Genomic DNA, 18,341 nt, shown 5'->3' on the forward strand with positions numbered 1-18,341 from the left:
GTCGAGTGGGCGTAGCGGCGAGCAGCCGGTGGTGCCTCCTTTGACGAGGCGGCACCGGCTACGCCATGAGAACAACAGGTCCGCCAGCGGCTCCTCACCCACTCCCCCTGCGGTCCGAGAGAACTCGACCCGCACAGCCAAGCTGACCGACCGCCCGGCCCCGCACGAATCCGGGTGGCCAGGGTTCACGTGCGGGGCCGCGCTCACGGGGTGTGGGCCGTCAGACTCCGGTCATGGTGAACGTACCCGTGCCGTCCTGCCTGCCGCTGGAGTACTGGCGGATCAGCTCGCCGTCCGCGTACCGGTCGTAGCCGATCATGGAGCCGGTGTACTTGTTCTGCAGGCCGACCTTCGGGCTGCCGGGTACGTCGCGGTAGATGTAGAACCGCTGGAGGTCGTCCTCCCTGCAGGTGGCCGTCGTCAGGTAGGCCTGCTCCTGGTTGGCGATGTTCGCGGGGATGGTCGCGCATCCGCCGTTGCCCCAGTTCCACAGGGACGCCTCGAGGACTCCGTTGTGCTCCGTCACGTTGCACAGCCGCCAGTTGTCCAGGTGGGCGCTGAAGAAGGTGGATTCGCGCAGGCGGATGCCGTCGTTGGCCAGGAGCGGTGCGCTCCAGTTCAACACCTTGCCGGGGACGTCGATCCTGTAGGCGCCGGGTTGGCAGTTCAGGGCGGCGAGCGCGGCGGGCTTGGCGGCCTGGGTGGCCTTCGTGCTCTGGCCGGCCTCGTCGGCTGCTGCGGTGTCGTGCTTGGCCTGGTCGGCCTTGGCCGAGGGGACGGGACCTGCCGGGTGCTGCGCGGTGGCGGCGGGAGAGCCGCAGTCCAGCAGGCCCTGGGCTTTGGCCATGATGCTGTTGGCGGGGACCTTGTCCTCGCAGCGCACCGCGCCTTCTTCGAGGGTGGTGTACGTGGTGTAGGACCCGGTGTCGGGGCCCTCAACCCACTTCAGGACGCCCGCATCCGACCGGTTGCAGTTGAGGCTCCCGTACGTACCGGTGACCTTCTTCGTGCCCTCGTACAGGCCGTAGTAGCCGGGCTTGCGGAAGTCCCACGAGATCGACTTGTTCGTGGTCGAGGTGTGGGTGTAGTTGACCTGCACGTTCAGGCCGAGCATGCCGCCGACCATGCCGAGGGCCTCAACCTGGAAGTTGCCCTGGATGTTGCCGTTGACTCCGACGGACACCGAGATGGTGTCCTGGACACTGGTGTCCACGGTCTGCGAACCGGTCGAGCCGTCGGTGACATACCAGCCCTTGAAGTGCGTGATGGTGGGGGTGACTTCGGTGCTCTTGATGACCGGGTGGCGTGTGCCGAGGTCGGCCGCCGTACAGGTGTCACCGAGCCGGGGCGCCGTCGTGGCGGCGGGCGCTGCGGCCGCCGGTGAGGCGGCAAAGCCCATGGCGGTGACCGCCATAGCGGTCACCGCCATGAGTGACCTGCCGGTGCGGCTGACGGGTCGTATGGGGCGCGTCATTATCCATTTCCCCTTGGTCGTGTATATGTCAGGTCAAGGACGAATGTAACGACCGTGAGGGCGCGGCGTGAGGCCGGAACAGGCCACATAAGTTCGTGGAGGGTCTTATTCCTCCCCTTGTGCACACCACTGCCGGACCGGTTCGATCCTCGGTGAACCCGTGCGCCATCGAACAGGGGATCATCTTTTGAAACTTGCCAGGCAACTGTTCGCAGCCGTAGCCTCGCTCGCCCTCACCGCAGCCCTGTGCGCCCTGGGCGCCCAACCGGCCGCCGCCCAACCGCCCGCGAACCGTACAGTCCCCCAGGGCCACAGCGACTGCACGGAACCCGGGGCCGACCTCTCGCGCGAGGGCATGGCCTGGACCTGCATCAAGACGGGACCGGCCACCGTGCCCCCGGCCGCGCCCGGAAAGACCTGCACCCCGGTCGGCCCCGGAACCAAGGCCTACGAGGAAGGCGCGGTCAAATCCTGCACGGAAGTCACGCACGGCCCGGCCCGGGAAGCCCTCAAGAGCAGCATCCCGGTGTGGAGTTGCAAATCGGACACATGGTACGCCTCGACCCGCCACAGCTACTGCCTGGAAAGCGAAGTCGACTACACCCTCGAGGACAAAGAAGGCGCGCCGATCGGCAGCGCCATCCTCCACATCGCCCAGCAGGCCTCCCTCGATTCGCGGGGGGCGAGCTGGCGCGAGCAGGTCGACGCCACGACCGTCCAGGCCACCCCCAACGTCGGCTCCATGGTCTTCGTGTTCGAGGCCTCATGCTCGGGCCAGTGCACGCTGGACAACCGCAGGATGAGCGCGACCATCGCCCCCGGCGAAACCAAACGGGGCTTCTTCACGTTCAGGACCACGGTCGGCAACGAAACCCAGAGCGAGATCGTGCCGTCCTACCACTCCGTCACGTACTCCACCGGGGAGAACATCCCCCGCAAGCGTGACAACCGGTGGAACAACCCCAACACGGTGCGCTGCGACGCGAAGGTCAGCAAGGACGCCAACACCGGCTGCATCGTCATGGGGAACATGGCCGACGTGAGGATCTCCATCGCCAAGTACGGGGCCGCAGCCATCACCTACCAGTGGGCCCAGAACACGCTCATCGGCGGCAACTTCGGAACCAAGGACCACACACTGATCCGGGTCCGGGACGACGACGGAAAAATCAGGGACCGCAACCGCTACCAGAGCTGCGAGGCCGCCCCGAACCCCTTCAAACCCATCCTCGTCACAGCGGAACAAGACTCGTGTGACGAGTTCCCGTTCGCCGCGACCGCGCAGGGTGGCACCAACGGCAACCTGTGCACGGAGATCCAGCCCTGGTGGAACAGCGACCACTGGGAAGTCAAAATGATCAGGTACCCCGGACCTATGGTGAACTGCGTCCGCAGCCACGTACCGCTCAAACAGAACAGCGGCGCGGGCGGCGAGTACGGCAACGCCGTCCTGTCCGAACGCATCCTCGACGGCGAGAACTTCACCGTCACCATCACCGACTAGGTGTGCATCTGCCGGAGCTTGGCTACAGCCGGGTCTGGGTCTTCTGCTTGAGGCGTTCGTAGGGGGTCTGGCCGCCGAGGGCGAGTTCGCCGGCGATGGCGACCCGGGCATCCGGCTCGGAGGCCTCGACGCCCCAGCTGGTGGCCGCGGTGCGCATCACGTTGCGGGCGGGGGCGATGCAGGCCATGCGCTTGGTGGCGTCGGGTGCGGTGGCGGCGGCGGTCAGACGGTGCACCACGCCGGTCCGGATGGCCGGCCGGCCGATGGTCATCGGGAGCCGTCCTGGGCCTCGCGGGCCCGGGCGGTGCTGCCGGTGGTGACCAGGGCGACGCCATGGCCGGCGAGGCGGTCAGAGACGCGGGCCCAGCCCTGGGCGGCGGGGGCGACCATCGAGCGGTTCACCGTGATGACCGCGCCGATCGTGCCGGCGGCGACCAGCTCGGTGACGCGCCGCCAGCCGGGCCGCTCCGTCAGCGACTGCAGTTCGTCGGTGTCGGTGATCACCTCGGTGAGGGCCCAGCCCTCGCCGGCGGCCCGCCGCTCGCACCACGCGGCGAACAGGCCGGCGGACACGATGTCCGGGACGGCGCAGACATAGCCGACCGCCGCGTCGGGCCTGGGCGGCACAAGTGGCGGAGGTCCGGGCCGATCTGCTGCTGTCGTCACGGGGGCTCTCCCTGCCGGTGCCGGGTGTGCGGCCCCGCGTCCGGACGGGGGAAGCCGGGCGCGAGGCCGCGATCGGGGCCGGCCCGGGAAGCTGGTGTCCGCGTCCCGGGCGGCTGACAACCAGTCAACGCCCTTCGGAGCGGATCCGGTCAGGAAGAAGTGCTGCTTCGTGGTCGCGGCCAACCGGAAGAGTTGACCCTGGCTTTGCCCAGGGCCCGACGCGCGGGGTGACGGTGACGCTACGTTTGGGTGCCGTGGGTGAGAACGCGCTGCTGCGGCAGCGGATGGAGGAGCTCGGCCTTACGCAGGCGGGGCTGGCCCGGCTGATGAACGCCGAGATCCACCGGCTGACCGGGAGGCCGGGCACGATCTCGGAGCGCACCGTCTACAACCTGCTGGCCGGGGTGCACCGCCGGCCGCACGGACGGACGGTCGCGGCGCTGGGTGCCGTATTCGGGTGCGCGGCCGCAGACCTCGGTCTCGTGCCGCCCGCCACCCATCGCTCCGCCTCCCCGGAGGCCTCCGTGGACCGCCGGACGTTCTTCGTCTCCGGTGCCGCCGCAGCCGGCAACGCGCTCGTACCGGCGCTCCGGCAGCCGGCCTCCGTCGGGGTGTCCGACGTCGCACGCGCACGCGCCGGGCTGGCGGCCCTGGACGCGCTCGACGACCACCGCGGCGGTCACACCGGGCTGGAGCGCTCGGCCCTCGCGGGCGCCGCCCGAACGCTCGGCCTCCAGAAGGGCAGCGCCAGCGAACGTGTCCGGAGCCGGCTGTTCGCCGTCGCGGCCGACTACACCGCCGTCGCCGCCTGGTCGGCGATCGACGCCCGCGGCCGCGAGCGCGCGAAGCGCCACCTCGACCGCTGCCTCACCCTGGCGGGCCTGGCCCGCGACCCTGTCGCCCAGGTCCGGGTCTGGAACTCGGTGGCGATGCTCGCCCACCAACGCGGCCGGCACGCCGAGGCCCTGGCCGCAGCCAAGGCGGCCCAGGCCACCGGCGCGGGCCGCCGTGACCCGCTGTTCGCCTCCCTCACCCACGCGCGGGCGGCCGTCGCCCACTCCGGCCTGGGAGAGCGCCGGGCCGCGCAACGCTCGCTCGGCCACGCCCGCGACGCCCTCGCCAGGGCCGAGGACCGTACGACCCCCCGGCCGTCCTGGGTGGCGTTCTACGGCAGAGCCGAACTGTGGGCGCTGCACTCGATCGTCCACCTGCAACTCAGCGAGCCGCAGCTGGCCGAGGCGTTCTCCCACCAGGCACTGGCCCAGCTGCCCGACCGGTTCACCCGCAACCGGGCCATGGCCACCGCCCGCCTGGGCCTCGCCCAGCTCGGCCAGGGCGACGCCGAACAAGCAGCGGCCACCGGAAGCACGGTCTTCGCGTTGATGGCCGACGCCCCGTTGCCCGGCCGGATGCGGACCCTGCTCGGCGACCTCCACCGCGGACTGCTCACCCTGGCGCCCGCCTCCCCGGCTGCGCGAGAGTGGGCCGACCGCCACCGGGACGACTGGAGCCGACCGTGACCAACGCCGCCCCCGACATCCGCCTCCACCGCGCCGACCACCTGCCGGACGACTTCCGCCACCTCCTGCTCACCGTCCACGCCGACGCCTACGCCGACCAGGCCCACGACCCGTTCGTCCAGCGCTTCCCCTGGTTCGTCGACCACTGGACCACCCGGCCCGGCTTCACCTGCGCCGTCGCCTACGACCAGAGCAAGGGCGAGCCGATCGGATTCGCGTACGGCGCCCCGCTCCCCTACGGCCGGGAATGGTGGCGCGACCACCTCCCCCAGGAACCAGCGGCCCCCTCCACGTTCGGCCTGTCCGAGCTCATGGTCCGCCCCGCCTGGCGCAAGACCGGCACCTCCACCGCCCTCCACCAAGCCCTCCTCACCGACCGCCCCGAACACCTCGCCGTCCTCCTCGTCGACCCCGACCACCCCAAAGTCCAGGCCCTCTACGAATCCTGGGGATACCGGCAGATCGGCCTGCGACAGCCCTTCCCCGACTCCCCCCGCTACGCCGTGATGCTCCGCCACCTGCCGCTGTGAGCCGCCGCGGTCAGACAGGTGAGCCGAGGCTCCAGCCGCTGACCTGGTCGACGCGGCCGCGCCAGGCCGGCAGTGTGTGGGCGGCCCGGCCCGCTCTGACCTCGACATCCCGCAGATGCAGGAAGCGTGGGTCGGCCTGGCGGCGCCGCCGCCCGTCCTCGACGGCCTGGTCCAGGTGCCCGAGAGCCTCTCGCAGGACCTTCCGCAGACCGTAGTAGTCGGCCTCTCCGATCTGGCTGACGTGCAGGTCCTCCCACATCGCGGCCGAGACCATGGTCCCCGTGACGAGCGCACCGTCCACGGCGAGCGTCACGACGACGGTCTGGGCCGCGACTTCCGGGTGCTCCACCCCGAGGCGCAGCAGCTCCAGATGCGGGTCCGTGTAGCCGTCGCCCTGGAGCAGGACCCGCAGGGCGGGCTGCACCGCATCTCGCCACGACACCGCGCTGCTCCCCTCGCCCTGGACAGGTCCGAGTTGAACATGCCCCGTCGGACGTACGGTCATCCGGACTCTTGATGATCTCGTGGCCCGCGCCGTCGTTGGTCGGAAACGCGTGCGACGCCCGGCGGAGGCCGGACGTCGCACGCCACCACGGGAACGCTCACCAGCGGATGCGGCTCGTTGTGGACACTGTGGTGATCGACGAGCAGCGGCGTCACCCTGGTGGAGTGCCCCGGGTCCAGCGGCGTCCGCACGTTCACGGGCAGGCAGTCCCACAGCTCGGCGAGCGTGACCGGCTCGTCCTCCCACACCGGAGAGTCGAGCAGTTCGGACAGCCGCACGAAGCTGGCCCGCTTCCCTGCGGCGTCGGTGAGCGCCCGGACCTCCGTCAGCGGGCCGTCGGCCTGCTTCGCGCGGATGCCGTGCCCACTCAGACCCCACCTGTCGTCCTGGACCAGCGCGGTCGCACTCGCCGCGATTGCCCGGCCAGCCTGGCTCAGCCCATAGAACACCAGCACCGGCTGCGTCGCAGGCCCTACCGTGGCCGCCGCCCGGAAGAACTGCTCCGCCTGCTCCAACGACGCGCCGAAGACCCGCCGCCGGCGCGGCGTTGTCGCGGCCAGGCCGGGCGGGGCGGAGCGGGCTCCGCGCAGCACGTCCCACGCGTCCCGGACCGAGGTGTCGATGACCATGCCCGGACGCTACCGGGGTTCGCCCACCTCCACGAGCGGGTTTCGACGTTCTGCGGGGTCCGCTTCGGACGGCTGGTGGTACCGGGATGCCGGCCACTTAGCCGCTCCATCGCCTCGCGCTCCTGGGCGTCGACGAGGTGAGCAACCAGCTCGACGGCCACCAGCCGCTCCGGCACCGGCCGCGGCAGGCCGTCTGGTCAGGCGGGCGTCCGGGCGGCAAGATCACCGGGACCCAGAGGACGACGGCTGGCGGGCCGGACGCGCACGTTCTCCTCGTCGCAGCCGGCCTCGGTGGAGAAAGGCGTGTCCAGACGCTGGACCGGCAGCAGTCGCTCGCCGTACGGCTGATCGACCGCGGCATCGGCGTGGGAGAACGGCTGGGCCAGCGGGCGCCGCCGGGCCTGACGGCCGGGCTGATCATCACTCATGAGTGACAGTCTGTCACCCCGAGCACCGGATCCGGCGAGCCGCCGGTTCTTCGCCAGCACGGCCTTGTGCCCTCGTGCCGTGACCCGAGCAGCGGTGCGCGGGTTCACTCGTCATGACGACGAACTCGCTTTCCCTGCACGAGGACAAGACCAGGGCCGCCGAGGGCCAGGTGCCGCCGGGCCCTGACCCGGAGCTGCGGGCTCGGGACCAGGAGCGGCGGCAGGCGGCACCTGGCCGAGTACGCGGCCGCCGCGCTCGCCTGCGGTCGGGACCTGGACCCCGAGGACGACCAGGACGGCGGCGTGCCCGACGACGTCACCTCCGTACTCAGCGCACTGGTACTGCTCGGCGAACCCGGAATCACCGCCGGTGAAGGCCTCGCCCTCGCCGCCGTCGGCGCCATCGCCCTCGCGATGCCCCGCACCATCACCCACACCAACGACCCGATCGGGCAGCTACCCGAACTCGCCCACCACCTCAACCAGGCCGTGGACGCCGGCCGCGCCGGGGCGTAGCGCCCCTGTCCCCGTCGGCGGGTCCAGCACCGGGCCGGGCCTGTGCCTCGACGGGCAGCGGCCCGGGAGCGGTCCGGTCGGCATCGTCCCGCGGGCCTGGGACGTGGTGCCGTCGACCGCACTGGTGCACGACCTACGATGGCCCGATGTCCGACTCCTCCGGTTTCCCCGAAGACCTGCTCGCCCTCCAGCGCCGCTGGTACGCCGCCGAGGCCGACTGGGCCGCCGACCCGACCGAGGACAAGCGCAGCGCCTTCGCTGCGGTCGGCGCCGAGCTGTACTCCCACTCGTACTGGGCCGGCGCGGAGAACCGGCACAAGGCCGAGATGGCCCTCAAGCAGGCCGCCCGCCAGGACACCGTGGGCCCGTCGGCCTGAGCAGCAGGCTGTGCCGCTGGGCTGGCCCACCCCTGGATTTGAGCGCTGCCGGGCGCGCGAATCTCAGCGCGTCGTCGGTTGGAGTTCGCCGGCGTGGAGCCGGATGCGCACCGCTTGGTCGTGCAGGCTTGCGGTGCTGATGACTGCGACGGTCTCCGTCCCGATGCTGGCGCTGGTGGCCACGTAGTCGCCGTGGGTGAGCCGTCGGGCCTCGATGACGGTGCCGTCGACGATGAGCTGCCCGGGTCCCTCTTCTTCTGGCTCGCCGGGCAGGTCGATCGGTCCGGTGGCGGAGGCGTTGGCGAGGAAGACGTCCAGGAGCGATTCCAGGTCGAAGGCGGATCGCGCCCGGATGTGATCGGGCAGGGGGCGGTGGCTGGTGACCTGGACGAGGTTCGTGCGGTCCTCGTAGTACTGCAGGTCGAGGTGGTGGAGGACACCGTCGGTCGACTGCCGGCCGACCAGCCGGTGCCAGCCGGGACGGGGCTCTTCCAGTGCGGCGACCCGGTGGCCGAACGCCCGGAGCGTCTCCTGCCAGGTGGGCTCGATGGGACGGTCCATACGGGCAGTGCTGCGGAACATGACAGCCCCCCAAGGGAGTAGAGCGCGGGTACGGTGCCGTCTCATCGTGGCACCGCACCCGCGCTCACGGACAGCGGTTCGGCCCGCCGGGCAGGCGGTTCCGGTCGGCCTAGTAGATGGTGTAGTACACCGTCAGGGTCGCGGGGTGGCAGACCGATCCGTCGTCGAGCGTCGCGTAGCTGGTGTCCGAGTCCAGCCGGGTATACGCGCTGCCCATGGTCAGGCCGCCCGGCGCCCACTTGCCCTTCCACTCGCTACGGTCGGCCAGGCCGCTCGGCCCCCAGGCGTGGTTGGCCACGCCACCCCCGTCGACCGCGTGGACGTGCCAGTAGTAGAAGATCGCGGCCTGGCCGGGCAGCAGGTTGAACCCGGACTCGATACGGATGGCGCGGCCGCCGACCGCGTCGCCGTCGAGCCAGGCCTTGCCGCAAACGTCGTTCCACTCGTCGTGGGAGTCCGGCTGCGCTGCCACGCCCGGGGCCGGCTTCACGCTCTTGCCCCAGAGCGCGGCGGCCTTGGCCTGCGCGGTGGCGTCCTCGGCCGGGGTCGCGTTCTTCTTGACGGTGTACTGCATGCCGTCGGCCGTGCTCTTGATGACGTAGCCGTGTGCCTCGGCGACGGCCGTGTCGTAGCCGGTGAGCTTGAGGCCGGCCTCGCCGTGCACGTGGGACACGGCCGGCGTGGCCTCGGCGGCCGTCGCGGACGGCGTCGTGGCGGCCAGTGTCGCCGCGGTCAGCGCCGCGACGGCCGCGGCGGTGGCGAACTTGATCACGAGGTTCCCCCCTCCTGAGATGCGGCCCGGTCGGGCCACGGGGAAGAGCCTGCACGAACAGAGGGCAGGGACACATCAAAGATTCGCACTAGTGTCCGAAAAGGATCTGCGGATGGCCGACAGGCCGGACACGCACAACCAAGCCCGCCCATGGCGAACCAGCCGGTACGCACCACCCCGGCCATGGCCGCGCACACGGCCCACGGCACCACTGCGCAACTCCGACCGGCGAACCCCGGATCCACCTCCGACACCCGGGAGCGGGCCCCACCGTGGCCCCGGACCGGGCCTACAGGTGCGGTCCGATCCGGAGCGCGGTGAGCACCGCGTCGCCTTGGCCGTCGCGCCCGGTGCTGGCCGCCAGAAGACTCTGCAGCAGCTCATCGAGCAGGCCGCAGCCACCGGCGTCATCTCGGCCGACCTCGCCGACCGGCTCAACGCCGGCCGGCCGCTGCGCAACAAGCTCGCCCACGGCGAGATGACCGGCACCACCGCACCCGCACCCGTCCGCGCCTCGCACGTGGCATCCGGCCCCGGCAAGGGGGTTCCTTGTCCGAGTAGCCCGCGTGAACCTGGTGTCCCTCAGGGGATGCGCAGCTGCCACCCCTGCCGTCGCTTGGAGGAACCCGTGCCTCAACCCGCACGACTGATCTGGGCCAACAACGGCGACAACCCGGCGGGTGTCACGCTCGCCGGGACCGGCTACTCGGAGTCCATCGACCTGACCGAGGTGGAGACGGTCTTCCTCTCCGTCGTCGTCGGCGACCCGCCCGAGGACATGAAGGGGGGCAGCATGTCGATAGGCGCCACCCTGGTCGTAAGCCTCCAGGTACAGGACGCCGGTGGCACCTGGCTCCCCGTCGCCTTCCTGGAGCCCTGCCACTACCAGTCGCTCCTTCGAGCGGACCACTGGTCGATCGCCCCGCCTCACAGCCGTGTGTCTGTGGGACTGGGCCTGCCGCTCATCGGCTCGGACACAGACTTGTCCTCCACTGTGCCGATGGTCCTCCCGCCGACCGCGCGAATCCGCTGGGACGCTCATCGGCCCGGTCCAGTCCGCGGCAACTGGATTCCCGCACCGTTCGGCCGGACAGTGATCTCCCTGTACGGGCGCTGACTCCCCCGCCATACCTGCCCGTGCACTGCGCAAACAGCGCAGGATCTGCTGGGAAGCCACCACTTCCTCTCGGTCAAGATCCGGTGGCAGAGACCCGAAGGCAGTCAAGATCACTTGTCAATCGGTCAGGGTGACCTGTCAGAGGACACGAAGGTCGGCGGCCGGTTGTCCCAGCCTTGTCCCAGGTCCGGACGCAGAACAGCATGACCTGGGTTTTCGGGTGGGACCGTCCCAGCGAATCGGGCATACCGGGCGTGCTGGGACAGAGGTGTCTCAGCCTTGTCCCAGGCCGACGGCGGCGCGACGGCGCCCGCCGGTGATGGCCCGGAGTGTGCGTCTCGGGTCCGGCGGGCACCGGCAGCAGCGTAGCGGGCGCGGCCCGGCGGCCCGGCTCTACAGCGCGGGGTGCGGCGGGTCTTCGGGGACGACGGCTGCGATCCGTACGGCCGGCGGCCAGGGCGGGGCGGGGGCGTAGGCGTGCACGACGTTGAGCGCGGGCCGGCCTTCGACCCGGTCGCCCTCGATCCGGGTGGAGTACAGCTCGACCTGCTGGCCGCCCTCGGTGACGGTGCGGATCGGGCGGCCGAGCCGCGGCCGGTGTTCGAGTTCGGCGCGCAGCGCTTCCAGTGCCTCGGTGGCGCCGAGCTCCTTGGCGCGCTGGGCGGCGCGGTCGGTGACCACGGCGACCGCCGGGTCCGGCTGCTGGTGCTGGTCGGTCACTCGGCGCCCTGCCGCGCCAGCAGGTCGGCGACGGCCTGGTCGACGGCGTCGGATGTCTCCGGGTCGGCGGCGAGCAGCACGCGGCCGCGGTAGGCGGCGACGATCTCGGCGACTGCGACCAGGTCCACGACGGCGGGGACCTGGTCGACCTGGTCGAGGCGGTCCATCGGCACGCGGCGCAGCAGCTGCTCGGCGAGTTCGGCGTCCAGGCGCTCGGCGTCGCCGGGGAAGCCGTGGCCGGCGCGCAGCGCGGCGCGCAGTTCCTGCACCGTGTCCATCGGCGGCAGTCCGAGACGACCGCCCCCTCGTTCGGCGGGCTGGGCGCTCATCCCCACCAACTCCTCTCCCTGTCGGCATCTCCCGGCACCGGGCCGGGCCCTGTGGTGTCGACGGTAGCGGCCTCGCAGTGGTCTGCGGAGCCACAATCCCGTACCCGGCTCGGCCGGTCTGCTCAGGCGGCCACGAAGGCGAGGGCGAGCAGCGCCGATCCGGCGACCGCCCAGTTGAAGGACAAGCGGACACGGACGTGCTTCGTCCAGGCGATCTGGCTCATGACGACGAGCTGGCGGGTCAGGACGGGCAGCGGGTCCTTGGTCCTCAGCGCCTCGGCCAGGTCGTCCGTGTTCCACTGCTTGAGGTGCCCGAAGAAGACGAAGTTCTCGGCCGCCTCGGTCGGCATGGCGCGCTTGCGGATGTTCGGCGAGACGACGGCGATGGCGTACAGCGCGGCGATCCCGATGCAGGCCGCCCCCGGCCAGAAGAACAGGTTCGCCCAGAAGCCGGAGAGGTGCCGCAGCCGGTCGCCGGCGTTGAGGAGCGCGCCGATCGCCACAAGCACGGCGGTCTCCAGGGTGAGCGCGAAGGACGCCTTCGCGTCGACCTTGCCGGTCCAGTCGGCCACGGCCGCGTGGATCTTCCACGCGGTCTCCACCGCGTCGGCGTCGGTGGTCACGAGATCACCCAGCCCCAGCCGGAGCGGTAGACCGTGGTGCGCGTCCCGTTGACGGTCTGGACGCTCTCCTCCCACATCGGCCTGCCATCGGAAGAGACCTTCCGGTTGCCCGCCATGGTGTCGAAGACGGCCTTGGTGATGTAGGTGCGTTTCTGGGGCGTCTCCCGGATGTCGCTGAGCTTGGCCGCGATGTTGGCGGCCTGGCCGACCGAGATCAGATCGTTGTGGTCGCGGATACCGGCGCGCGCGATGAAGACCTTCCCGGAGGCGACGCCGCAGACGTGGCTAAGGGCAAAGCCCTTGGTGACCAGGGAGGGCAGCTTGCGTTCCAGGGCCGGGCGGACGAAGTTGTCGGTGGCGTACTTGATCTCCATGGCGGCCTGGACCGCGCGGGAGTTCTTGTTCCCGCCCACGAAGATCCCCATGACGCGGTCGCCGTCGAAGCTGCGGATGTGGCCGTCATGGCTGCGGATGACGCGGCAGGCGGTCGCGAGGAAGGCGCGCATCACCTTCGCCGCCGTCCCCGGAGGGAACTCGGTGACCAGCTTGGTGGAGCCCATCATGTCGGCGTAGAGGTAGACGGCGTCCAGCTCCCGCGCGCCGTTCTTCAACACAATGTTCTCGGTCTTCGGCACGACGGTGCCCTGGGTGACCTGCCAGTCGTGGCCGACGAGATCCGAGAGGGCCTGGTTGATCTGGTCTTTCAGTCCCACCGAGCAGGTGTCCTTCCAACGGAGCGCAGGCGCGGTCGCGGCCCCCGAGGGCAAGGCACGGAACCGCAGCACACAACATGTAGTGGCGCGCGTGACATATAACCACTACATGCAGGCCCTAGCGCAAGGGGATTGCGCGACCGCAGCCGTCCCTGCAGAACGGGCGCAACGAATGGGCGGGCGTCCAAGGCGGGAGCGCAAGCGCGGCCGGGTCCCGGGAAGCAGGGGGTGTTCCGCGGGGCCCGGCCGGTGGGAGGCCAGCAGCGCCGGGGCCACGGCGCTGCTGCGCTGGCTGGCCGGCGGCCCGGTTTGCTGTGGTGGGGCCGCCGTGCCGGGAATGCTAGACCCGCTGATCGACGGGGGCCAGGGCTTTGACCTGCAATATTTCGGCCGCGGACATGTCATCCGGCGGATCGTGGGCGTTTGCGTGCCAAACCAGTGGCGCCGTGTGCGGCCGCGGGACGAGACTGCGCGGATGGACACCCTGCCGCCATTGCCCGGACCACTCCCCTGGCCGGTGCCGGACTCCCGTGCCCACCACTTCGTGAACCACTACTCGGACATGCACGAGCTGGTCGCCGAGTTGGTCCTGCCCGAGCACGCGCCCGCCTACGTCGTCAGCGTGCTGGAGACCTCCCGGGAGCTGATCCGGCACTCGTACTACCGGTACGAGTTCACCACCGTCGCCGTCACGTACTCGCTGTTCGCGCTGGAGCGCGCCCTCGCCGAGCACCTCGGGGTGAAGAAGAAGACGTTGCAGCAGCTCATCGATCTGGCCGCCGCCACCGGCGTCATCTCGGCCGACCTCGCCGACCGGCTCAACGCCGGCCGGCCGCTGCGCAACAAACTCGCCCACGGCGAGATGACCGGCAGCGCCCTCACTCCGGTCATGGCCGTGAACATGGTGCGCGCCGCCTTCGACACCGCCAAGCTGCTGTTCCCCGCCCCCGCCGACACCGCACAGGCCTGATCCTGCCCCGGTCGGCGGGTCAGCTCGGCGTCCGGGCGATGCACTCAACGTCGAGCTGGTCCGCAAGCCGCATCAGGTCCGCGCCGAGACGACCAGTGGTCGCCGGGTCCACACCGTCCCAGCCCCGGCCCACCCGCTCCTGGCGATGTCGCGCAGCATCGTGCCGATGTCGGCGGCGGGCGCGACCACGGTGCCGTCCTCGTCGCAGCGCACCTTCACCAGAACCTGGCGCATCCCGCCGTCCGGTGCCTGGCGTTCGTTCTCGGTCATGAGTCCCTCCACCTTCGGCCGGACGGACCCACCGACTCCACGGCCGCCCTTGCAGGGCCAGTGTCACCCGGCGCCTGCCAGGGGTGCGGGATTGCCGGCGGCCCGCTACCGGTGTCAGCGCGCCTGCGGCCCGGCGCCCGTCTTGTGGGCGAACCACAGGGAAGGCCCGGCGCGGGTCCGGCTCCGCCGATCGGGAGCCGGACCCGCCCCGAACCCGCGGCCTACAGGTGCGGGCCGATCACCAGCACCGTGATGACCGAGACCGGCTCGCCCCGGTCGTTCTTCTCGTCCGGCCCGTACATCCAGTAGATCCGCCAGGCGGACGGGTTGTGGTTCTCCACGTAGGAGTCCCAGACCTTCTCGGCGGTGTGTCCGGGGAAGGCCTCGTACTGGTGGGAGTGCAGGCCAGGGTAGCGCGGGTCGGTCTGGAGGAGGGCGAGGGCCTTGCGGACCTTCCTCAGCTTGACCGGGTCGGCCTTGGGGCCGGCCGCCAGGCGCCGGAGCGTCTCAGCGGCGTCTTCGGTGAATCGCAGAACGTGCACCGTGTCCTAGTCCTCGCCATCGTCCTGGTCGAGGTACTCCGAGAAGTCGCCGAGATCGACGGTCTCACCGCGCTGCGCCTGCTCGATGCCGGCGCGGATGCGTTCGGCGAGCAGCGGGTCGGTCCACACCTGCATTTCGCGCTCCGGGATGGAGACGACTGGGGTCAGCAGGAGAACGCCGTCCGGGTTGGATTCCACCCGGTAGCGGCGGCCGGGCTTGGCACCGGCCCGGCCGAGGGAGACCCGGCCACGGCTGTCGACCTCGGTCTCGGCGACTGTCTCGAACTCCTCACTTTGCATGATCGTCATGGTCGGGCCCTTCCGGTGCAGGGCGGCAAATTCGCGGCCCCGGGGCGGTTCGTTGTCGATAGAACCCACAGTACCCAGGCGGGGCAAGTGGGTAAATCCCACCGGCGGCGGTGTCCACTGGACGGGCCGGTCAGGACATCCAGCCGTTGACGCAGCCAGCGCACACGGACAGCTCGGTGTCGGTGGTGGGCTGGCCGCACGACTGGCAGTCGCCGAGCTCGCTGTCGGCGGCGGTGAACAGGCAGGTGAAGCAGAACCAGGCGTCGCCGGGTCCGAGGCTCTTGGGCATCACCTCGTGCCGGGTGTCCGCGAGGGTGTCGATGGCGCACTCGGGGCAGGTGCGCAGCAGGCCGTCGCCGCCCATCCGGATGTCCCATCCGCTGGCGTCGTTGAGCTCGGCACTGACCTCCAGCGGGCGCCAGGTTCCGCCTCGCCGGATGGCGGCGAGGGCCTGCTGGTAGCTCTCGGTGGTGCAGAAGGCTCGGATCTGCGCCATCCGCTGCTGCTTGTTGTCGGCCATGGTGATCTTCCGTTCGGGCACGCCGCCGACTCCGGCGCGCCGGGAAGAGCAGGCACGCGGACAGGTTTCTCTCGGGGAAGCAGGCTTCTTCTGCCCGACGTATGCCAGGGGAGTCGGCCCTGAACGCCGTACGGCACGGCCGCCGGAACGGCCTCGTGACACGGTAGCGCCCCGCGCCACCACCGGTTCGCGGACACGACGGAGCCGGCCGTACTGCGTGTGCGGGCTGATCAGCGGCACGGTGATCAGCGTCGTCCAGACGGGCCGCGGGCGGTGACCCGTCCGGGACCATGCTCGTTCGCCCGTCGTGAGAGCTACCGACAGCCCGGCCGAGGACGCCCTGGAGCAGCTGGTCCGGAGCGTGGACCGCGTATTGGAGGCCCGTGCGACCGTGGTCGACGCGGAGGAGCAGTTGCGCGTGCAGCTGGGCCGGGCTGCCCCGGCCGGCGTCGCCTTCGCGGTGATCCAGGCACAGCTCGGCCGTCTGGCCACCACCCAGGACTCCCCGTCGGGCGCCACCGTCCCGCCCGCTCGCACACCGGACGACGAGGGAGACCTGGGTCAGCGGCTGGCCGCCTGTGCGACGAAGAAGGACGCGCTGGAGCTGCTGCACCGCCTGCGGGTGCGGCCCGGCGACGTGCGCAGCCGCAACGCCGTCACCGAGGCCCTGCTCGCCGAACTGCTGACCTATGGCATCACGCTCGACCGAGGATCGGCGAACCGCTACGTCGAGGCCTTCGGCACTCCGGCTTCCCGTGACCGCGGACCGTCTACAGGTGCGCGCCGATCTGCAGCACGGTGACCACCGAATCGTCCTGGCCGTCGTACCCGGGGCGGTCGGCGCAGGCCGGGCCCCAGGTCCAGAACAGCCGCCAGGCGCCGGCGCCCTGGTCGACGTAGGACGTCCAGGCGGCGGTGTGGGGGTGGCCGGGCAGGCCAAGGTAGCGGTGGGAGCACAGGCCGGGGTGGCGCGGGTCAGCAGCCAGGTGGTCCAGGGCCCGTCGGACCCGGAGCAGCCGGCGCGGGTCGGCCCGGCGCCCCTTCTCCAGGCGGGCCAGGGTGCGGGCGGCGGCGGGGGTGTAGCGCAGCGTCGGCATCGGCTTCTCCTTCAGCGAGGGCATGCGAAAGGGCCCACCCCCGCTGCGGGGATGGGCCCTGGACGGGTGACTGGGCGGCTCGGCCCGGCTGTTTGCCCTGGCGTCAGTCCTGGCCGGCCTTGGCGATGCACTGGATGTCCAGCTGGTCGGCGAGCGCGGCCAGCACCCCGCACAAACCACCGGTGGTCACCGGGTCCATCCCGGGCACCCCCAGCTGCGCCCACTCGTCCCAGACCGCGGCGATGCAGCGCAGCAGGCCGGTGACAGCGTCGGCCGGGACCACCAGGGCGCCGTCCTGGTCGCGGCGCACCGGCAGCTGGAACCGCTGCTCGCCGTCGGGCGGGTGCTGCTCATTCATGAATTTCCTCCGCTGCGTTCCGGGAATTCGGTGAACTGGTTCATAAAAATCCCCGACCGCCCTTTTCGGGCGGCCGGGGATGGCTTTTTCGGCGACACGGGGGCGCTGCGGACGTTCAGCGGCGTGCCGGCCGGGCGCCGCGGCCCAGGTTCCACGGCCGGCCGGTACAGCCGGTTGCGGCGCACAGCCGGGCGGTACCGACCTCGTCGGCGAACAGGAGCCCGTCTTCGTCCAGACGGTTCACCCGGCCGCACCCGGCCCACGGCGCCGTGCTGCGGCCGACGACGACGGCCAGGTGCAGGACTCTGACGCGGTCACCGACCGCGGGCGCGTACACCCGCTGGCCGTCGACCAGGTACAGCGAACTCAACCCGACCTTGGGCAGCGAGCCGCGCCCGGCCGCGGCCGCCCACCGCCGGACGCGCCCATCCCCCGCGGTGGCGCCGGTCCGGCCGCGGCATCGTTGATCCGCGGTCCGGACTGTCTGGTGGTGCAGGATCAGCCCTTCAGCACGCGGCTGATCTCGTTCGGTTTCTGCAGGACAAGGCCCACCAGGGAATCGAGCAGGCCGACCCACGGCCTGTCCGTGTGCTCGGGGTGGTCCACCAAGATCCGGGCGCCGGCCGCCGTGGACCGGTCCATGGGGTCGTCGGAATCGCCGAGACACTCGTAGGCGGTCTCCACGAGGTGGAGCATCTTGCGCCGCTCCTCGCGGTGACGCTCCAGGTGCGTCCCCTGCCGGTTGAGGAGTCCGTCGACCGGAACGGCGACCGCGCGCTCGAACTCGGCCAGGGTCGGCTCGGCGCACAACCGCTCGACCACCTCCGCGGGCAGCGGCGGGCCGCCGACCGCCAGCCGCTCAAGCACGCTGATCCCGAGCACCGCGGCTGCGCTGGCGTACCGCCACACGAGCGTCTCCAACTCGTCCACACACCGGAATGCCACCCGGCCCAGTCCGCCGAACGCCTCGACCTCGAACGCGAACCGTGCGCCCTCGGTACGGCGCTCGGCGTTGTCCTCCAGCCTCCGGGCCCGGTCTTCGGCTGCCAGCGCCGTACTCAGCTCGACGTGCAGCATGCTCACCGCCTCCCACAGCGACGCCAGCGCCTCGTATTCCGCCGCACCGAGCTCCGCCAGATCCTGCCGCTTCGGGAACTCCACCTCGCCCGCCTCTCTCTGTCGCTGAGGCCAGCAACGTAGCCAACCCGCCGCCAGCCCCGCAGCCAAACCCGTTGGCCTCACCTTCGGGCGGCCGCAACCGCAAGCCGGC

At 71.1% G+C, this 18,341-nt stretch carries 29 protein-coding genes; 8 read left to right on the plus strand and 21 right to left on the minus strand.

Going from position 1 to position 18,341, the window contains the following annotated elements; genetic code table 11:
* Window positions 1-220: 220 nt before the first annotated feature.
* Entirely contained in the window at window positions 221-1,429 is a 1,209-nt protein-coding gene (locus ACYP53_RS42345) for a hypothetical protein (RefSeq protein ID WP_459651396.1), read from the minus strand.
* Window positions 1,430-1,634: 205 nt separating this feature from the next.
* On the opposite strand from ACYP53_RS42345, the gene ACYP53_RS42350 reads away from it, so the two are divergent.
* Window positions 1,635-2,978: a NucA/NucB deoxyribonuclease domain-containing protein gene (locus ACYP53_RS42350; RefSeq protein ID WP_459651397.1), complete on the plus strand. Its 1,344-nt coding sequence runs from the start codon at window positions 1,635-1,637 to the stop codon at window positions 2,976-2,978.
* Window positions 2,979-3,000: 22 nt separating this feature from the next.
* On the opposite strand, the gene ACYP53_RS42355 is transcribed toward ACYP53_RS42350, so the two are convergent.
* Entirely contained in the window at window positions 3,001-3,249 is a 249-nt protein-coding gene (locus ACYP53_RS42355) for a hypothetical protein (protein WP_459651398.1), read from the minus strand.
* A complete protein-coding gene (locus ACYP53_RS42360; protein ID WP_459651399.1) occupies window positions 3,246-3,644 on the minus strand; it encodes a hypothetical protein in 399 nt (132 codons plus the stop codon). Before ACYP53_RS42360 ends, ACYP53_RS42355 begins: the two co-directional genes overlap by 4 nt.
* A gap of 254 nt (window positions 3,645-3,898) precedes the next feature.
* Here ACYP53_RS42360 and ACYP53_RS42365 point away from each other — a divergent pair, with 254 nt between their 5' ends.
* Both ACYP53_RS42365 and ACYP53_RS42370 read left to right on the plus strand, forming a co-directional pair.
* On the plus strand, window positions 3,899-5,164 hold the full coding sequence (locus ACYP53_RS42365; RefSeq protein WP_459651400.1) for an XRE family transcriptional regulator: 1,266 nt from the start codon (window positions 3,899-3,901) through the stop codon (window positions 5,162-5,164).
* On the plus strand, window positions 5,161-5,694 hold the full coding sequence (locus tag ACYP53_RS42370; protein ID WP_459651401.1) for a GNAT family N-acetyltransferase: 534 nt from the start codon (window positions 5,161-5,163) through the stop codon (window positions 5,692-5,694). The genes ACYP53_RS42365 and ACYP53_RS42370 overlap by 4 nt, the downstream gene beginning before the upstream one ends.
* A 10-nt stretch (window positions 5,695-5,704) precedes the next feature.
* Here ACYP53_RS42370 and ACYP53_RS42375 read toward each other — a convergent pair whose 3' ends face one another.
* The 3 genes from ACYP53_RS42375 to ACYP53_RS42385 all read right to left on the minus strand — a co-directional run bounded on the left by ACYP53_RS42375 (window position 5,705) and on the right by ACYP53_RS42385 (window position 7,256).
* Entirely contained in the window at window positions 5,705-6,136 is a 432-nt protein-coding gene (locus ACYP53_RS42375) for a hypothetical protein (RefSeq protein WP_459651402.1), read from the minus strand.
* 59 nt (window positions 6,137-6,195) lie between these two features.
* Window positions 6,196-6,828 carry a YaaC family protein gene (locus tag ACYP53_RS42380; RefSeq protein ID WP_459651403.1) on the minus strand — a complete coding sequence of 211 codons (633 nt, stop codon included), beginning with the start codon at window positions 6,826-6,828 and terminating at the stop codon, window positions 6,196-6,198.
* Between the two features lie 197 nt (window positions 6,829-7,025).
* The gene (locus ACYP53_RS42385; RefSeq protein ID WP_459651404.1) at window positions 7,026-7,256 is read right to left on the minus strand and encodes a hypothetical protein; all 231 of its coding nucleotides are present in this window, start codon (window positions 7,254-7,256) and stop codon (window positions 7,026-7,028) included.
* A 303-nt stretch (window positions 7,257-7,559) separates the two neighbouring features.
* Between ACYP53_RS42385 and ACYP53_RS42390 the strand changes: the two genes are divergently transcribed.
* Complete coding sequence (locus ACYP53_RS42390; RefSeq protein WP_459651405.1) at window positions 7,560-7,772, plus strand: hypothetical protein; 213 nt, start codon at window positions 7,560-7,562, stop codon at window positions 7,770-7,772.
* A 146-nt stretch (window positions 7,773-7,918) separates the two neighbouring features.
* Window positions 7,919-8,149 carry a hypothetical protein gene (locus ACYP53_RS42395; RefSeq protein WP_459651406.1) on the plus strand — a complete coding sequence of 77 codons (231 nt, stop codon included), beginning with the start codon at window positions 7,919-7,921 and terminating at the stop codon, window positions 8,147-8,149.
* Window positions 8,150-8,212: 63 nt separating this feature from the next.
* Here the strand turns inward: ACYP53_RS42395 and ACYP53_RS42400 are convergent, their stop codons facing one another.
* The 3 genes from ACYP53_RS42400 to ACYP53_RS42410 all read right to left on the minus strand — a co-directional run bounded on the left by ACYP53_RS42400 (window position 8,213) and on the right by ACYP53_RS42410 (window position 9,975).
* A complete protein-coding gene (locus ACYP53_RS42400; RefSeq protein WP_459651407.1) occupies window positions 8,213-8,710 on the minus strand; it encodes a hypothetical protein in 498 nt (165 codons plus the stop codon).
* 130 nt (window positions 8,711-8,840) lie between these two features.
* A complete protein-coding gene (locus ACYP53_RS42405) occupies window positions 8,841-9,503 on the minus strand; it encodes a hypothetical protein (protein WP_459651408.1) in 663 nt (220 codons plus the stop codon).
* 289 nt (window positions 9,504-9,792) lie between these two features.
* Window positions 9,793-9,975: a hypothetical protein gene (locus tag ACYP53_RS42410; RefSeq protein ID WP_459651409.1), complete on the minus strand. Its 183-nt coding sequence runs from the start codon at window positions 9,973-9,975 to the stop codon at window positions 9,793-9,795.
* A gap of 156 nt (window positions 9,976-10,131) precedes the next feature.
* Here ACYP53_RS42410 and ACYP53_RS42415 point away from each other — a divergent pair, with 156 nt between their 5' ends.
* Window positions 10,132-10,620, plus strand: a complete 489-nt coding sequence (locus ACYP53_RS42415; protein ID WP_459651410.1) for a hypothetical protein — start codon at window positions 10,132-10,134, stop codon at window positions 10,618-10,620.
* Between the two features lie 393 nt (window positions 10,621-11,013).
* Here ACYP53_RS42415 and ACYP53_RS42420 read toward each other — a convergent pair whose 3' ends face one another.
* The 4 genes from ACYP53_RS42420 to ACYP53_RS42435 all read right to left on the minus strand — a co-directional run bounded on the left by ACYP53_RS42420 (window position 11,014) and on the right by ACYP53_RS42435 (window position 13,005).
* The gene (locus ACYP53_RS42420) at window positions 11,014-11,340 is read right to left on the minus strand and encodes a hypothetical protein (RefSeq protein ID WP_459651411.1); all 327 of its coding nucleotides are present in this window, start codon (window positions 11,338-11,340) and stop codon (window positions 11,014-11,016) included.
* On the minus strand, window positions 11,337-11,669 hold the full coding sequence (locus tag ACYP53_RS42425) for a hypothetical protein (RefSeq protein ID WP_380630769.1): 333 nt from the start codon (window positions 11,667-11,669) through the stop codon (window positions 11,337-11,339). The genes ACYP53_RS42420 and ACYP53_RS42425 overlap by 4 nt, the downstream gene beginning before the upstream one ends.
* A 122-nt stretch (window positions 11,670-11,791) precedes the next feature.
* Complete coding sequence (locus ACYP53_RS42430) at window positions 11,792-12,292, minus strand: Pycsar system effector family protein (RefSeq protein WP_387695836.1); 501 nt, start codon at window positions 12,290-12,292, stop codon at window positions 11,792-11,794.
* Entirely contained in the window at window positions 12,289-13,005 is a 717-nt protein-coding gene (locus ACYP53_RS42435) for an adenylate/guanylate cyclase domain-containing protein (RefSeq protein ID WP_459651412.1), read from the minus strand. Before ACYP53_RS42435 ends, ACYP53_RS42430 begins: the two co-directional genes overlap by 4 nt.
* Window positions 13,006-13,480: 475 nt before the next feature.
* Between ACYP53_RS42435 and ACYP53_RS42440 the strand changes: the two genes are divergently transcribed.
* Window positions 13,481-13,975, plus strand: a complete 495-nt coding sequence (locus tag ACYP53_RS42440) for a DUF4145 domain-containing protein (RefSeq protein WP_459651413.1) — start codon at window positions 13,481-13,483, stop codon at window positions 13,973-13,975.
* Between the two features lie 72 nt (window positions 13,976-14,047).
* Here the strand turns inward: ACYP53_RS42440 and ACYP53_RS42445 are convergent, their stop codons facing one another.
* From ACYP53_RS42445 to ACYP53_RS42460, 4 genes are all read right to left on the minus strand, one after another.
* Window positions 14,048-14,245, minus strand: coding sequence for a hypothetical protein (locus ACYP53_RS42445; protein ID WP_459651414.1), 198 nt, complete (start codon window positions 14,243-14,245; stop codon window positions 14,048-14,050).
* A gap of 221 nt (window positions 14,246-14,466) precedes the next feature.
* Window positions 14,467-14,787: a hypothetical protein gene (locus ACYP53_RS42450; protein WP_459651415.1), complete on the minus strand. Its 321-nt coding sequence runs from the start codon at window positions 14,785-14,787 to the stop codon at window positions 14,467-14,469.
* A gap of 6 nt (window positions 14,788-14,793) precedes the next feature.
* Window positions 14,794-15,096 carry a hypothetical protein gene (locus tag ACYP53_RS42455; RefSeq protein ID WP_459651416.1) on the minus strand — a complete coding sequence of 101 codons (303 nt, stop codon included), beginning with the start codon at window positions 15,094-15,096 and terminating at the stop codon, window positions 14,794-14,796.
* A 130-nt stretch (window positions 15,097-15,226) separates the two neighbouring features.
* A complete protein-coding gene (locus ACYP53_RS42460) occupies window positions 15,227-15,637 on the minus strand; it encodes a hypothetical protein (protein WP_459651417.1) in 411 nt (136 codons plus the stop codon).
* Between the two features lie 286 nt (window positions 15,638-15,923).
* On the opposite strand from ACYP53_RS42460, the gene ACYP53_RS42465 reads away from it, so the two are divergent.
* Complete coding sequence (locus ACYP53_RS42465) at window positions 15,924-16,418, plus strand: hypothetical protein (RefSeq protein ID WP_459651418.1); 495 nt, start codon at window positions 15,924-15,926, stop codon at window positions 16,416-16,418.
* Here the strand turns inward: ACYP53_RS42465 and ACYP53_RS42470 are convergent.
* The 4 genes from ACYP53_RS42470 to ACYP53_RS42485 all read right to left on the minus strand — a co-directional run bounded on the left by ACYP53_RS42470 (window position 16,387) and on the right by ACYP53_RS42485 (window position 18,232).
* Window positions 16,387-16,737, minus strand: a complete 351-nt coding sequence (locus ACYP53_RS42470; protein ID WP_459651419.1) for a hypothetical protein — start codon at window positions 16,735-16,737, stop codon at window positions 16,387-16,389. The two genes, ACYP53_RS42465 and ACYP53_RS42470, sit on opposite strands and share 32 nt — an antisense overlap.
* Before the next feature lie 79 nt (window positions 16,738-16,816).
* On the minus strand, window positions 16,817-17,071 hold the full coding sequence (locus tag ACYP53_RS42475) for a DUF6213 family protein (RefSeq protein WP_459651420.1): 255 nt from the start codon (window positions 17,069-17,071) through the stop codon (window positions 16,817-16,819).
* A gap of 115 nt (window positions 17,072-17,186) precedes the next feature.
* Window positions 17,187-17,441, minus strand: coding sequence for a hypothetical protein (locus ACYP53_RS42480; RefSeq protein WP_459651421.1), 255 nt, complete (start codon window positions 17,439-17,441; stop codon window positions 17,187-17,189).
* A 128-nt stretch (window positions 17,442-17,569) separates the two neighbouring features.
* Window positions 17,570-18,232 (minus strand): hypothetical protein, encoded by a 663-nt coding sequence (locus ACYP53_RS42485; protein WP_459651422.1) that lies wholly within the window; start codon window positions 18,230-18,232, stop codon window positions 17,570-17,572.
* Between the last annotated feature and the right edge of the window lie 109 nt (window positions 18,233-18,341).

Source organism: Kitasatospora sp. Ki12, assembly GCF_054601375.1.